The organism is Stieleria marina (assembly GCA_007741555.1).
Lineage (GTDB): Bacteria > Planctomycetota > Planctomycetia > Pirellulales > Pirellulaceae > K23-9.
Genome location: CP036526.1, coordinates 4,866,801 through 4,884,196, shown reverse-complemented (window position 1 = coordinate 4,884,196; position 17,396 = coordinate 4,866,801). Strand labels below are relative to the sequence as shown.

Here is a 17,396-nt window from a genome sequence, read left to right as displayed (position 1 = left end):
AAGATAGAGGCGACCGACGAACCCAGCGAAACTGTATCTTCATTGGTTCCCGATAGGTTGACGGTAGATCCATCGGTTAAGGTCGGCGCATCATTGACAGCGGTGATCGTCAGATCGGCCGTCTCGGTGTCTGTTGAGAATGCCGTTGTGCCGCCATTCGTGCTGGTATCCTGAAGCGAACCGTTTGCGCCAAAACTGCGATCCCATGCACGGAATGTGATTGCATCGCTCACCGTTCCGTTGAAATCAGCATCGCTTTGGAAGTAGATCCGCGTGGTGCTGTTGGCGTTCAGCACGCGGGCGGAAGAATCGCTGACGCTGCCAAGTGCGTTCCAATTGGATCCGCTGTCGGTGGTGTACCACCAAGTTCCATTGATCGTGTCGGTCGCCGTGATCGCGACACCGGTCTGTGAGCTCGCATCGACGTCGGTCACGTTGCCGCCGGTTTGCACCAAGTCGGTGATGACCGTACCAACAGCACCCGATGGAGCACCGGCGTCCTCAGCCTGAGTGGTCAGTGTCAGATCAGCGGTATTGTCCAGCACGGGAGCGTCGTTGACATCTGTTGTTGTGAGAGAGACCGTTTCGATTGCGGTGCTGAACGCTGTGGTGCCGCCGTCGGTGGTTGTATCGACCTTGGTTCCGTAGGCTCCGCTGGTTTGGTCCCAGGCCTTAAATTCAAACGTTCGATCCGTCGGATTGCCGTTTTGCCCATCGGGTGCAAAGCGAATCAGGTCCGTGGAACGCAGTAATAACGCGGAGCCTTCGGTTACCGTTCCAACACTGCCCCAATTCGTGCCACCGTCGGTGGAGTATTCCCAGATCCCACGACTGTTGTTGCGGGTGGTGATCGCAATGCCCTCAAGTGCGCCAGAATCGGCATCCGAAATCGGAGTGCCTCCACCGCTGGCCAGTATTTGCGCGACGGTTTGGCCGCCATTGTTCACATCGTCTTCGGTGATGGTCGGCAATCTCAGATCGTCGGTTGTATCCAGAACCGGCGCGTCGTTGACGGCGCTAACGTTGCCTGTCACTGTTCCGGTCGTGATCGCTCCGGTTGACGTGACGTTGGCAAGGTCGCCCCCGGCGACTCCGTCGCTATCTTGTGACACAAAGGTCGAAGCAGTTGTTGTCGTGCCGTCGGACGTGTTGATTTCGACTACAAGTCCTCGGCTACTGCTGCCGTAAAGTTTTCCGTCGTCGCCGACGGTCAGACCTGTACTGGCGTCGCGGAAATCACCATAGGTTGTGGCGTTGTTCGATGAGTCAACGAAGTCATGCGCATAGGTTGTAGTCGCGATGACCGCATAGGTATCGTTGTTTAGGTCGTACGAGTACAGGATTGATGTTCGCTGACTGTTTCCGGTGTCGTTAAGGTCGCCTCTGCCGTATAGCACTCCTGTCGCAGCATCGATTGCGATGTCGCAGTTGTTGTTCCATGGATTCGCGTCGCTGGTCAGGTCGGCGACTTTGACAACATCGCTGATCGTTGTCGAGTTGGTGAAATCGATACGGTAGAGCGCGTCATCGCCCGAACTAGACGTAGGAACCAAGTAGAGCGAGCCGTTGTAGAAGGCAGCGGTTTGTTGGCTGTAGCTTGCCGGGATTACATCGCTCCAAGATCCAGCTTCGATGTCGCCTATCAAGGTTGCGGAGGACAAAGGTTCCGTTCGTAACCAAGCGTAAACGTCACCATTGCTGCGGATAAAGTACGCGGTATCCGTGGCGGTATCGAACGCCATGGCTGTGGAACTGCCAAAGGGTGAATCGCCGATGTAGGTCTTTTCGCCGCTATCCAAGTCAACGGAGAACAGTTGAGCTCCGAAATCGGAAGTTGATTCTATCAATAATGACTGTCCAGCCGCGCCGCTTGAAGTTGGTCGATCGCTGATCGAATACTCGAATGAGATCGCGCCGTTGTAGTCGGCGTCAGGTGTGAACGTCAGCGTCATGTCGGCATTCAGCGTCACTGTGCCGTTGGTGACATTGACCGTTTCGGTGACAGCGATCGCTTGTCCATCGACGTGAGTGACGATGCGAGTGTCGTTTTCGCTGTCCGTATCATTGCCAAGGACGTTGAACGTTTGCGCGGTGTCTTCATTGGTGGAAATGACGTTGGTGTCATCGACTGCGATCGCCGCATCGTTGACTGGGGCAATCGTTAAGCTGAACGTGCCGCCGTCCGATACGCTGCCGTCACTGACAGTGAAGTCGAACGAATCGCTAGTGGTGTCTGTGCTATCGTGGAAATAGATGACATCGCTGGCGTCGACTTGTGCTTGCGTGAATGAAGTGATTGGCGTTGAGCTTGCAGACGACAAGGCGACGAAACCGTTGCCCGGAATCGAAGTGATGTTGTAAACAAGCGTCGAGTTGTCGATGTCGCTGGACGATAGCATTGCACTGTCGATAACAATGCCGCCACCTTCCGAAGCCGTCGCACCCGTATTTGTATCGGTGGTCGGAGCGTCGTTTTCACCATTGATTGTTATCGTTGCGGTGGCCGTGTCAGTCCCGCCGTTCCCGTCGCTTACCGTGTAAGTAAACGTTTCACTGACGTTTGCCCCATCGGCAACATCTTCGTACTGACCATTGGTGTCAAAGTCGAAGCTGCCGTCGGCATTGACGGTCAGCAAGCCGCCTTGGCCGATTGCAAATTGGCTGCCGACGTTGGCGCCGACACCGTTAATTTCCGTCACGGTCAGCGCGTTTCCATCGGCATCGCTGTCGTTCTGTAGCAGTCCATTGGCGGCGTCGACTATCAGCGTCGAACTTTCAGTAACGCCATAGTCGGGCGCGGATAATTCGGCCAACGCCGCGATCTCACTGCCGGTCATCGCCCGCTGCATCAACAAAGCTTCGTCGATTCGGCCATCCAGATAATTGCCGCCCGCTGGATTTCCGCCAATCCAAACGTTGCGAGATGGGTCTTGGTCGACCGCTCCGCCAACGCTGTGATTGGCAAATTCGACTTGCTGGCCGTTTAGATAGATCGCCATGTCGCCGGTTACGGCATCATAAGTCGCAGCAACGTGATACCACTGGCCGGTGGCCATGCTGGTCGCGGAGCTGGCAATTAGGGTTTCGGTGTATCCACCGGCCGACAGTCGCAGGCGAAGGAAATTGTCGGCTCCGGAGTCATAGGTGCTGAGCATAAACGTGTGGTCATCGCTGAAAGCGCCATCGGACTTGCCGAAGATTCGTCCATCGCCGCCGCCAAAATTGTCCACGTTGATCCACGCCGCCATCGTGATCCCACTGCCGGCAACATCTAGATTGCCAAGATCAACGTAGCTATCGCTGCCATTGAAATCAGCCGCCGTGTCTGATCCGGTGACGCCGGTCGCCCCCAAAGTGACGTTGTTGTATGTGCCGTTGTTGCTACCGGATTCATCGCCGGCAGTTGTCCCGGCAGACTCACTTAGTTTCCAGAAACCAATGGTGTCAGGGTCACCGGCAAGATTCGCGGCAGTGCCAGCGGGGTCATCGGCTGCGACTGGCGAATCATTCGTGTCGGTAAATGTGACGACGAAATTGATGTTCGATTCTCCCGTGCCATCTTCCCCACCATCATTGATTGCCAAGCGAAGAGTTTCTACGCCGTCTTGCGCGCCAGAGCTGTGCAGGACGACTAACCCGGCATCGATGTCTGCTTGAGTGAAGGTGTCTTCTTTCTCAAGTGCCACACCATTAACAACGACTGCACCCTGATTGAAATCACCTCGCAGTCGGTAGATCACGCCAGCTCCCGAATCGTCCGGGTCACCTTCGTTTAGCATCGCATTGGTGATAACGGTCGATCCACCTTCGGCTACAGTTACGCCTGTATTGGTCGCTACCGTTGCTGCATCATTGACCGCGGTGACAGTCAAGTTGACTCGTTCGACTTCATCGCTGAAAGCCGTTGTGCCGCCGTCGGTCGTGGTATCGACCTTCGCGCCGAACGCGCCCGACGATTCGTCCCAGGCTTTGACCTCCAGCCACGGAGCCGCTGCGTTTTCCTCGTTCGGAACAAAGCGAACCCGGTCGGTGCCCCGAAGTAACAACGCGCTTGATTCGCTGACCACACTGATGTCGGTCCACGTCGTTCCGCTATTGGTTGAATATTCCCACGCTCCGTTGCCGTAAGTTCGACCGACAATCGCAAAACCTTCTGGCTCGCTCGTCCCATCGACATCGGTGATTTGATCTCCACCTGCCGAGGCAATCACTTCGGTGATCGAGTTGCCGTTGTTCGTCGTGTTATCTTCGTCGATCGTCGTCAGCCGCGAATCACCGCTGTTGTCGTAAACGGGGGCGTCGTTGACATCCGTGACCGAAATGAGCGCCGAATGTGTGTTCGTGCTGAATGCCGTTGATCCACCTACCGAGCCCATGTCGACTTTGTTGCCGGCGGTTCCCGTCGATTGATCCCATGCTCGAAAACCAAAGTTCGCGGTTGAGCCCTGGTTCCCGTCGGGAAGGAATCGAATCGAGTCGTCAGTGCCCAGCAACAGCGCCGACGATCCACTGACTGTTCCCACATCAACCCACGTCGACGAACCATCCAGCTGATATTGCCACGTCCCGGTGCCTTCATTGTTGATGAAAACTGCGATGCCTTCTGGTTCGCTTGGCCCATCCGGGTCGGTAATCGGGTCAACGCCCATCGTGCCGATCAGGCTTAGGACCGTCTGTCCTGTGTTATTGACGTCATCCTCAGTGATCGTGGCAAAACCGGCGTTGCTCCCCGCCATCACCGGTGCATCATTGACATCTGCAATCGTGATGATCGACTGAGTTCCCACGGTAGTCGAGTCATTTACGCCGTCTTGCTCAAACTCTGTGACCGATTCCAGTGTGACCGTGCGAGTCGTCCCGGTGGATGCCTCGCTGGTGTTTTGGTAGCGACTGTTGTCGATGACCGACGCTGCTGTGCCAGCCCCAAAGCTGTAATCTCTGGAGATTGTTAGCGTCGCAACTCCTGCGTTGACCGACACGCTGTAGTCAAAGTCTCCTCCGGTCGTGGTTCCTTCATTTCCGTCAACCAAGGAAATGAATTCAGTATTGATTCGGTACTGCTCGTGGGCACCATCGGACACTCCGGCAATGGAGATCTCAAGCGATCCAATACTGTCACCCACCTCAACGGGATCGATGGTCGTTCCAGCAAAAACGCTAACCTCGCTTCCACCTTCCGTGAATGTTGGATCCACTGGTGTCGTCGACACTACCGGTGCATCGTCAACCGCGTGAACTTTGATGACCAGATTTTCGGTTGCCGAATCGACATCGCCATCGTTGACGACAAACGTCAGCGTGCGATCGGTGGTGTCGGGGTCGTCGCTGTTGTTGTCAAACGTGATCAGTTCGACGGCGTCTTTGTAGTCCTGGAAGGTAACCGAGTTCGCGGTGTCGCTGGTCAGTGTCAAAGTGATACTGCCATCGGCAACCAGATTTCCGGCCGGAATGCCGCTGACGGAAATGCCCAGTGCATTGATGGCCGTTGCATTGACGTTCAGAATGTCGCCAATCTTGCCGTCGGTCAGCGTGATCGTGACGGACTCTGCGAACGTGTCATCTGGATCGGTGATCGCAAACTCAGCGTCCGAAATCGCAATTGCCCCGCCGTCTTCGGTGAAGAGCGTCGTGCCTTGTTGCGTCTGGATCGTGAAGTCACTGACATTCAGTTGATTACTGGTGCCGGTAAAGTTTGCCAGGACGAGAGCTTCAACGTAGGCCGTTCCGTGACGGAACAGAGTCTGGCTGGTGGCACCCGAGTCAAACCCGCCACCAATCGTCGTGGTAAACTCTGTCGCGGTTTCGGTGAGTGTAGAATTGCCCAGCAACGGATACTGATAAGTTCCACCTGTGGGCGACATGTTGCGAACTGCATCCCCAGCCAAAATGGTCGGCCCGGCCCAGGCGGATTTCAGGGTAATCGTGTTGGTGGCGTGATCAATTCCATCTTCATCCCACAAGTCTTCAACGAAGTTGCGCGTATAGGTGTAGTCGTCATAGGTCTCACCGAGGCTGTTGGTGTAGCCGTACCACGCCAAAGAGCGATTTATGTCCGCTGAACCCTCGTACCAGCCGGTTGCATCGCTCAAGACAATTTGGGTCGCCCCCGCAACTAGGTCGACGGCCAGCGTTGTATCAACGGCGCCGGCATACTGCCCGGTGTGTCGTGAATTGATTTGGTTGCCGTCAATGTCGTAGCTGAAGAAACCCAGGTAATGAGTTTCGCCCGCGTCGTAGTTGCCGCCCGCGCCGTCACCCGAATATGCGGTGACGGAAAGATCGTACGTCTGGTCTGCATCGATCGCGATCAGGTTGTCAGATGAGATCGTTGCCTTACCAATAATAGTGGTCGAAGTTGATCCACCAAAGTCAGCAACGAAATCATCAAAGCCGGAATCGATCGTCGCTGCGTCGTTGACGTCGGTGACTGTAATGGATGCCGAATCGGTGGCGTCGCTGTAGGCCGTCGTACCGCCGAACGTCGACATGTCCGATTTGTTGCCAGACGATCCTGAGGTTTGGTCCCATGCGGCGAAGGCGATGTTAGCGGTCTCGCCATTTTCGCCATTGGGAACGAATCGCAGGCTGTCATCCGCGGCCAGCAACAACGATTCGGTCACTGAAACGCTTCCGACATCGGTCCAACCTGAACCATTGTCGTATTGCCAAGTCCCGTACGTACTGCCGGCCGAGAAAATCGCGATGCCTTCGACGGCACCGGAATCGGCGTCGGTAATCCGATCCCCACCTCCATCGCTTAACAAAATCTCGGCGACCGTGTTGCCGCTGTTATTGATCGCGTCTTCGGTAATCGCATCGAGCGAGAGATTTCCTGTGTTGTCGAAAGACGGTGCATCATTGACGGCAGCGACACTGATCGCAACATCATCGGTGGCGTAGCCTTGGTCGCCGAGGACGGCGCTGATTTCTGCTTCGGTCAACACGCGGTCGTAGACGCGGACATCATCAAGGCTGCCTGTGAAGGCGTTTGATCCGTCTGTTCGTGAGCCGATTGAAATGTCAGCCGATCCGGTCGTGCCCCAAGTGATGTCGCTGAACGAGAATGTTCCACGCCGTATCTCTTCACCGTTGAGGTACAGCACAACGATTTTGTTGGTGTTGTCCAGCGTCGCAGCGACGTGGTTCCAACCATCGCCAGCAATATTGTGAGCGGATGCATTGCTGCCGGTCGTGTAGCCGTTGGCGTTCATCGACATGTTTCTGACACCACTGGACTCATCAAGAATGACGTAAAAGTCATCACCGATCGACAGGAACACATTGTCCTGCTGTCCGGCGTCCAAATTGACCCACGCAGCGATCGTGACGGTGTCACCGAGTCCGCTGGTTCCGCCCGAAATCGTAACGCGATCGTTTCCATCGAACGTCAGCACGTCGCCACGCTCGGCATCCGAAGTTAGAGTCGGATCACCGACCGCGGTTCCGTCATGATTGTTGGATGTCTCATCTTCCAGTGAACCGTTCAGGAATTCCCAGCGGGCGTGCAAGTTTGCTTCGGCGGTCACAGCCGATCCCGTGGTCACCGTTAGCGTATCGGTGCCGTTGTAATCTTGATCGCCCTGGTATTGCAGTCCGTTCAACGCCGTATTGATATCCGATTCGGTGCCGGAAATCGTGATCGTCGCGTCGCCGTCACTGGTTCCATCAAGGAAGGTGATGCCAGTTGCCGTGAAAACCGTCAGCGTGCCGTTGGTCACCGAAAGCGTCGCAGTCACGATCGGATCGTTCGAGCTGCCGCTATCGACGACGATCGCGTTTCCGTTACCGCTGGAGAATGTCAGTGGCGCGTCTTCATCGACCGACTGTGCGATTGGAACCGTCAAAGCGGCTCCGTTGGGTACATCGACAATGTTGACCGTCGTCGTGCCGACTACTTCCAGATCATCGCCGCTGCCCTGTGCACCGGTATTGCCGTCATTGAAAGTCCACTCGATGTCAACGCTTGCCGGTGGTGAGTCATTGTTATTGCGATAAGCGATTGCCTGTGCGACTTCATTGACTTCGGCGTTCGTGACACCTACATCAAACGTCAACGTCAGCCGTCCGTTGAACGCTACGTAGTCGCCTTTCTGCACGCCCGACAGGAAAAAGTTCGATCCGCTAAAGGTCAAGTTGCTAGATAGATCGCGATTGAAACTGTCGTCTGAATTCTGCCCGTCGGCTCGTTGGAGTATGAGCGTCGATCCACCAAAATCATCCGCTGCATTCAGTTCTTCGTCGAAGATTTGGACATTCCCGTCCAACACAACGTGCGAGTTGCCTTCGATATAGGTCGGGTTGCCGTCGAGTGACGTCTGCGTGGTCAAGTTCTCATACCAAGCGATATCCCCGTTGCCCCAGGCCGCAGTGAATACCTCCAAGTCTCCATCAGCGTCGACGTCGCCCAGGGCAACCGACATCAGGGTCCCTGCCCCTGTCGCAATGGTTGAAACGCCAAAGCTTTCATTGCCATCGTTCTCGAGGAACACGACATCGCTGGTTCCTCCGAAGTCAGCTAATGCGATATCCAGATCGCCATCGTTGTCGAGATCCGCGACACTCAGTTGCCATACGTCCGAGTAGTTTGTCGAGATAGACTGCTTGGTGAAATTCTGGGTTCCATCGTTATCGAACCAGAACACTTCGCTGTTCAAGGTGGAAGATCCGACCAAGTCAATATCGCCATCTCCATCGAGGTCGACCGCCTGAACAAATCGGGCACCATCTGCAGTATTGGTCACCACTCGTTCAGTGAATCCTTGGCTACCATCATTTTCGTACCAGGCGATTGTGTCATCGCCATAGGATGCCGATAACACGTCCATATGGCCGTCGCGGTTCACGTCAGCAAACGTCACCATTCGGGCCGCAGTTGCGGAATTCGTGATGATGTGCGATGTAAAATTCTCATTTCCGTCGTTCTCATACCATCGGATGGTCGCATCGGTGGACGACGACAGCACATCCATGTCACCATCTCCATCCAAATCGACTGCATCCACTCCAGTCAGGCCACTGACGGAAGCAGTGATAATCGACTTGGTGAAATTTCCTGCGCCGTCGTTGGCATACCATGCGAGGGTGCTGTCGGTGTTTGAGGCGGACAGGACGTCAAGATCACCGTCGCCGTCTACATCTGCAACAGAAACCGACATTGGGCCATCGATTGCCGTTGTGACCGAATGGGTTGTGAAGTTTCCAGCCCCGTCGTTTTCAAGCCAAACTATTTCGTCGGTGTTCTGGCTCGCTGCGATGGTGTCCAGATCGCCATCGCCATCGATGTCACCCGTGACGACCGAGGTCGCAGCCGATCCGTCGGAAAAAATCAGGTTCTCGGAGCCAAAGCCCCCAACCCCCGCCGCGTCAAACGTCGGCGCGTCATTGACCGGATCAACCGTGACATTGACTGAGGCCGAGTTGCTGGTGTTATCGGCTGCCAGGGCTGCAATCTCGCCAGCCGACAACGATCTGGAATAGATACGTGCTTCGTCGATCTTTCCATCGAAGTCGAAATCGCCCAACCCATCACCCGCTCGGCCGATGTAAGTATTTGGGCTATTGTCGTATTCGATGGCTCCAACGGGACTCGTTGTTTGGATAGCCTCTCCGTCGATGTAGATTGTCATGGAATTCGCCGCGTCAATGCTGACCGCCACGTGCCTCCAGCCGGTGCCGACCAACGATTCGGTTGACTGTACAACGTTGTTGGTTCCACCCGATTCGTAGTATCCGATCAACGTCCCATCGGTATCCAGATAGAGTGCGGGGCTGGTGCCCATGGAGATAACGCTCGCACCAAAGGTGTCGACGCTGTCGGCATTGATCCAAGCCGAAAGCGTCACGTCCGCGGGGCTGCCCATCAGGCCGGTGATTTGCACAAAGTCGCCGGCGCCATCAAGTTTAAGCACTTGGCCTCTTTCGGCGTCGGGCTGGATCGAGGCATTGCCGTTGAGCGTTCCGTCGTAACCCGTACCGGCACTCTGATCGGAAGGGTCGCTTTCAAACGTGTAGTGGCCGGCTAAATCAGCCGCCAGCGCCGTGTTCATGTTCAGCGTCACGCTGCCGTTGAAATCGGCATCGGGCGTGAAGGTCAAGCCGTCCAGTGCCGCGTTAATGTCGGACTCGGTACCGTCAATGATAAGGCTGCCGCTGCCGTCGACGCCCTCGATGAACGTCAGTCCCGCTGTTTGAGACAGATTTAACACGCCATCGTTGACCGATAATGTGACTCGCATGCGTGAGTCGGTGCCCCCAAGCGAATCGCTGACACTGACTTCAGTCGCGGTACCAGCGACGAAGGCCAGTGGCATGTCTTCGTCGATCGTCTGAACCGCCGGAACGGTTTGGTTGGCGTCTAACTCATTGTCGACCGTGATCGTCATCGACAGTTCGGTGTAGCTGTTGCCCGCCGCATCGACAACGGTAATATCGACGTCGTGGGACGTCGCGGTTTCGTAGTCGAGCGTGTTTGTCCCTGCGACCGTAATCTCGCCGGTGCTGCTGTCGATCTCAAAGTTGTTCGATGGATCGGTCAGGCTGAACGTGAAGTTGGAAAGCACTTCACTGGCGTCCCATTCGATGACGTAGGCTCGGCTTCCGCTTTCGCCACTGTCAGCCCACGTCCCGGATTGTGTTAGCCGAGCATAGTCCTCACCAGCGACTTCAGATTGGCCGAAATCTGCTGCGTAAAATCCAGCAGCGGCTGACCCGGCATCACCCCCGGTCCAAAATTGTTCGTCTGATTCGACGTCGCCGTCAAGCCAGTTCCAGTTTCCGTCGTTGTTGGTGTCGAAGGTTCCCAGCCAGATGTCTTCTTTGACATCCAGTGCGAACTGTCGGATCAGATCGTTTTCATATTGCGAACGGATAGTGACCAGCTGACCATCGACTCCGTTCAACGCTGATCCGGTCGCTGCGGCCAATGCGGCGTCGAAGTTCGTTGGCGAATTGACGAAGCGATAAAACTTGCCCGTCGCCCCCTCATAGGACAGCGTCGGATCGTTGTTCAGGATCGTGGTGACCGCTTGCGGAATTTCGATGACTTGGACATCGCCGATCACGGCGCCATATCCGCCGGATTCGCTAAGCGATGCGAATTGCAGATCGGTCGTGATGTCGCTCGCAGTAAACGTGAACGAACGATGCTCCCAGCCCAAGTTGCTCGAACTCCACGCATCAGGTTCCTCAATCGTGAAGTCATTGGCTTGGCCTGCAGCGCCAACACGCAATCCAAAGTGCGATTCTGAGCCGAAGAAGTTTCCCGTCAGAGCGAAGACAACTTGATATTGCTTGCCAGTTTCCGTGTCGAACGTCTGCTCAATCGCTCCGGGGACCGTGCCATCCAAACCAAGGGGCGTACCACCCAGCGGAGAGCTGTCCCAACTACCTTCGAGGTCGACGTCGCCAGAAACAACTGTCCAGCTTCCATCCACTCCGCCAATAGTCGTGCCGTTGGCAACATTGACGTAGCCGGTTGCGCCTGCGTGATTGAACAAGCCGTCTTCCACCACATCGTTACTGACATCCGAATCGGTCGGCACGACGTAGCCAACGGTCGTTCCATCGGTTGCGTTTTCGCTGATGTGTAAGTCATCAACCGGTGTGCTGGCAGTCAGGCCAGCTCCGACCGCATGTCCAACGCTGAGGTTGTTTCCGCTGACCACATCGACGACTTCGTTGGATCCGTTGAAGCCATCCATTTGCCAGTTGGCGACCAGTCCGGTCGGCAAGTTGCCGCTGTCGAACTTGTTTTGATAGGTCAGCGAGATTTCGGCTTCGCTGCGGACTTGGTCCCAAATGCGAACGTCATACAGCGTGCCCTGAAATGCATTGGCCGAGTACAAGTCACCCGCATCGTCGGAATCTTGTCCGATGATCAAACCAACCGTTGGGCTGTCGTAGAGGGTATGGCCAGTTCCCTGACCAGCGATTGCTTCGACGAACTGTCCATCGACAAAGAACCTTACGTCACCATTGGTTTGGTCCCACGACACCGCAATATGATGTTGGTCACCATCAAGAAGTTCCGCGAAGGACTGCGTGGTCGATTCAAGCGGCGAATCGGCGATTGAGATGAACAGCGTTCCGTCTGCGTTGATCCCCGCAGTGAACTCGTTGGAAATCCCACCCTCCCAGTAGTCGATCAAGGCGATGTGTCCGGTTGGAGCACTATCGACCTGGAAGGATGCTTCAAACGTCAGCTCATCCAAGCCGCCTAAGATCGGACTTCCGTCGGCAAGCTGCAAATACGCATCGTTCCCACCGTCGGTATTCAGTTCGATGCCAGTGGACAGATCACTTGGCGCGTTGTTGTCCTCGACCAGATTGTTGATGGAGATCGAAAACTGTTCGGTATAAGTATTGGGGGTTGGTGAGTTGGTGTCGCTGACTTCAACCGTGATCGTGTACGGCGTCGGATCCTCGAAGTCGATTAGTGATCCGTCGGCGACCGTAATTTCACCGCTGTCGGCGTCGATCGTGAAGGCTCCAGCGTGCGATTGAGCGGAAAGGGCGTAGGATATCGCATCGGTCTCATCGAGAACTTCATCAGCGTTCCATTCGATGATGTAGCTGTGAGGTGACGCTGTTGTCGGAGCGTCATACCATTGTCCGGATGAAGAATCGAGCCGAATGGCGTCCTCCGCGCCTCCCGCGTCGTTGGGCTGGCTACCGGAAACCCAGTTGCTGTATTCGCCCGTTCGATAGCCATCAACTGCACCGTCCCAGAACTTGTCGGCCTCGTTGCCATTTTCGATCCAACGCCACTCGCCTTCAACGGTCGCGTCAGTACCACCAAGCCATACGCTGCCACCCCCGGTTTCTGAGTTGGCCAAATTCGTGATGAACGCGTTTTCCGCTGCTGAACGAATAGCGGCAAGTTGCCCAGTCACCCCGCTAAGGTCAGTCGATTCAGCATTTGTTTGGGCGACAGTTTGATCAAATGCGCCTGAAACGACCTTGTAGAACTTTCCAGTCTCAACGCTGTATCGCAAGTCCGGGTCGGCAGCCAAGAGAGAAGCGATTTTGGCTTCCCGTTCGGCGTCGATTCCGGCAACCGCACCAACGATCGTTCTATTCAAAGGATTTTCATCCAAGGAGAACGTCACCGACGCTTCGCTGGTTGAGAAGCCGGTTCCGCCAATGTGAGTGATCGTGAGGTTGTTGCCTGCAACCGATTCGGTCACCACGCCATCGGACGAGAGATCATTGAAACGCCAATTGGCGATCATGTTCGCTTCGTCGTGAGCCAAGGTGCTGCGGTAGCTGCCCGCGATTTCCCCAGCGGATCGCACGTTGCTGAAGATTCGAGCGTCATGAATCATCGCGGACAAATATGGATTGGGATCAAAGTCACCGCCGGGCGAGTCCTGTTCGTTTCCGATCACCAATGTTCCACCAGCGGCGATGGTCTGTCCCATCGCGAGCGTTCCAGTAGCTTCTTCGACACCGTCGATGTACAAGAACCATTCACCATCAGAGCTTTGCCATGTGAAGGAAACTGTGTGCTCGGCCCCATCCGCGAGTGTGCGGAAGTCGAAGTCGCTGTTGGTGGTGCCTTGCGAACCAACTTGAATCGTTAGGTTGCCAGTGGACTGGGTAACCAGCTTGAATTCGTTGTCATTCGATGACGTTGCGTAGGAGACCAGAGTTTGATTGGACGAATCCGTTGTCGAATACTGGGTTTCGTACGTCAATGCGGTCAAGCCACCAAGCAAGCTGCCGCCATCGTCGGCGATCAGAACAATGTCGTTGCCACCGTCTTGATTGATGCTTAGTCCACCACCCGTTGTAGCGATGGCGTTGACGTCACTTGGAGCAGTCCCATCTGTATCCCCATCGGTCGCCACGGCATAGTTGGAGAACTCGGACGAATTCCCGTTCGTGTCCGTCACCACTGCCGTGATGTACTCACCAGGATCGAGAGTGACGCCACCCAGGAATCCGCTGTAGTTGGCATTCCCCCAAGGGATGAAGCCTGGGCTGCCAAGGAAACGAGCTCCTTCGACTTGTCCGCCGTCTCGATCCGTGCTTGCGTAGAGGTCGATGAAATAAGAACCGGACTCGAAGGATGAGGTGTCAGCGGTGAACGAAAGCAATCCTGCGTCGTTTATCGAGACCGATTTTAGGAGTGGCCAGTTTTGGAGGTTGTTTGCTCCGCTGTCGGTGTCATCCGTATCGTTCGCTGATCGTCCGTTGATCCCTAAGTCGATGCCCAGGTCGTCGTTGCTGTAAATCGAGTTGCCGCGAATCAGGTTGCCGACCGTGGTGTTGGTTCCCGAGTCATCAACTGCGACTCCATCGTCACCACTGTAGGCGATGACATTGCCCTCGCCGGCGCTTATTCCGCCGATCGTGTTGTTGGAGGCCTCGCCCTCTATGAAGATACCGATTCCCAAGTTGCCAAGGTCGTATGTCTCGGTCGAGTCGGTCCCAATGAAGTTGCCTAGAATGACGTTGTTGCTGGTGCCGGAAGTCGTGAGATTGATCCCGCTCCAGTTGGTGCCGCCAATCACGTTAGCGGCCAAAACGCTGGTGCCGCCGATCACGCTGAACGACGCGTCACCGGCCAGTTGAATTCCCATATTCATGTCACCCAGGAGTGACGTCCCCGTCACATCAACTCCGATAAGATTGCCACGAATCGCATTGGAATCGGCATCCCAAACCTGAATTCCTGAGCTCGCATTTCCGGATAGAAGGTTGCCTTCCAAGGCGTCATTCGTGCCGTCCAGATCAGTACCAATCGTATTGTTGTCTGCCCCGCCAAAAATCCCAATTCCCGTACTACCATTGCCAATCGCAACCGTGCCCGTCGCATCGGTACCGATATAGTTTCCGAGCACGTGATTGCCGGATGCACCAAAGCCACCATAGTTGTGAATGTAAATTCCGTTTGACTGATTTCCCGAGATGATGTTGCGAGTTGTTGAACTGGTTCCGCCAATCGTGTTGTTGGCACTTGCAATCGCGATACCATGGCCAGTGTTTTCATCATCCGCACCCGCATAGCTGCCATCAGTTTCCAGGCTTCCAAGGTAGTTGCCTTGGATGGTGATGCTATCTGCGTCACCCCATAGGTTAATCGCGTTGCCGTCGAAATCACGAATGACCAAGCCACTGACCGTACTGTTGTCGGAAGTACTCTCAAAGACGAGACCGTCACCCGTCAGACCGTTTCCGTCGATAATGATCGCTGGCTGATTCCCATTTGCTCCAAAGCTGTCGTCGCTAGTGGCGTCGATCGTGACTTCGCCAGTGATGTTCGGCAGGACTGAAAGCAGATTGATCGTGTGTGCACCCGTGCCACTGATATCGAAAACAATCGTGTCCGCGAAACCAGCGTTGGTATTGGCGCCGATGATCGCCTGACGCAGCGAACCGGCACCGCTGTCGTTGGTGTTGGTGACGGTGAATGTTTGCGCCCCCTGAACGGTAACACTGTAGTCTTCGACTTCGCCGAAAGCCTGAGCGCCTACGCTGGTCGGGGCGCTATCCCAGTTCATTGCGACCCGCATCACGGTCGTGCCCGCCAATGCCGTCGCTGGTGTGTTGACGGTGATCGTGACTGTCTCGGGATCAGAAATGTTGATGGTCGAATAGAACACCTCTTCATCGGTGTCATCGAAATCACCATCCTGGTTCCAGTCGATCCAGGCTTTCACATGCTCCGGGTCTCCGGTATTGCTAGTGTCATATTGAATCGAGATCGTTAGGTCGTTGGAATCACCTTGCGTGACCGTAGCAATTTCGCTGGTGTAGTCGCCGTAGTAACCGGTCGCTTCTGCACCGGTGGAATTGTTAATTCCCGCATACGTCACATTGGTGATCCACTCGTACTGGTTGTCGGTACCAAAAGCAGCCGGGTAAGTCACTGGCGCATACGCGTCCAGTTCGGCGATGTCGGATGCGCTCAATGCACGATCATAAATCCGTGCTTCATCGATGGCTCCGTCTGCCGGCCAACCCCAAGTGCCGCCCCCTGGGATCGCAATCCCAATTCTCCAGGGATCCGTACCGTAGTCGTATGCAGCCTCCCCTGGCGTGAAGCTGGTTGACCCTTCAAGCTGACCATTCACATAAAGGGACGCAGTGCCCGCCGTACGGTTTAGGACCGCAGCGACGTGATAGAACTGTCCTGTCGTGAAAGTGTTTGTGCTTTCAAATCCAAAGCTCGAGGTATCCGAAAAAGTATGGTCAAAGGCAAACCGGCCTGACTCAGTAAAGGAGATCCCGGCGTGCCAGCCCTGCTTAACAATGATTCCATAGCTCGCATCGTTGTCCGATCCCGTCCCCGGGGGAATCGAATCCGGACGGAACCATGCCGCCAGTGTGTAGTCGCCTTCCTGCACATTCTCGAGAGTCGGGGAGTTAGGGATTTCGATATAGTCCTCGCCATCGGTGTAGTCGAGTTCGAGTGCACCGCCGATCTCGCCTGAGGTCCAGACTGGACTACCAACCACGTTGCCATCGTTGTTGTTGGCTGTTGCGTCGTCAGCTGTACTTCCGGAACCATCGTCCAGCGCCAGGTGCAGAACCAAATTGCTGGTGATGTCCAGCGTGTTGCGCCACGAAGCCTGAGCGACGTACCCAAACGCCACGTCGGTAGACACATCGCCGACGACATACTCCAGAATCCAGTCACCACCGAGCTCTTCATGTCCCGTCACGTCATCACTGGCGGCGACATCGCAGTCGCAGAGAGCAGCGATCGAATCGATTAGTTCGCGTCCTACATTGGTGCTGGCCAAATCGCAACCGTAGATCAGCAGATCAGCATCGGTGTCCAGCGATGCGCCCCAACCGGCGATCTCGCCGGCGCGTCCGGCGGCGGAATCGAGATCCAGCTTCAGGTTGCCCAGCTGGATGCCTTCGCCGTCGCCGTGGCTGACAAGGTGGATGGCATCGATCCCGCTGATGTTTTGCAATGTGTCGCTGATTTGAGAAACACCGTCGGCATCAGCCGACAGTCGCACCACATACCACTGCGTGTCGTTTTCAATCCCGCTACCACTGATCAGTCCATCCAGTAGGGGCTCGGCATCCTCCACTCCGGCGTCAACGAAGACGATTTGGATTGGCCGAGTAGGATCAAGAGTGCTTGCGTCGATCAATCCGTCGCCGAAGACAGATGCGGATTGGTTCAGTTCATCTGATTTTTCGTCCAGTGCCGATTGTGTCGCTTGCTGGTCGGTTTGATTCGCGACTACGTGACCGTCTGCTTCTGCTAGCTGGGCACCTTCAAACAGGGCTCCATCGAACTGGGCTCCATCGAACTGGGCCATCAGCGATTCGACCAACGCATCTTCGGCGCCGGTATCCGCATTGGATCCGTCGAGACTTTCGCCACTCAGGAGGACGCGGTCTTCAAGGCGATAGAAGTCAAAGTTGCGTGGCAT

General features: G+C 55.5%; 1 protein-coding gene (only partly in view). It reads right to left on the bottom strand.

All coding sequences use genetic code 11. The features are described from left to right. Positions 1–17,396, bottom strand: the 5' portion of a protein-coding gene (locus tag K239x_RS17290; protein ID WP_145419475.1) for a VCBS domain-containing protein. It extends 10,252 nt beyond the left edge of the window; 17,396 of the gene's 27,648 nt are visible here — the first part of the coding sequence; its start codon is at positions 17,394–17,396; its stop codon lies off the left edge, out of view.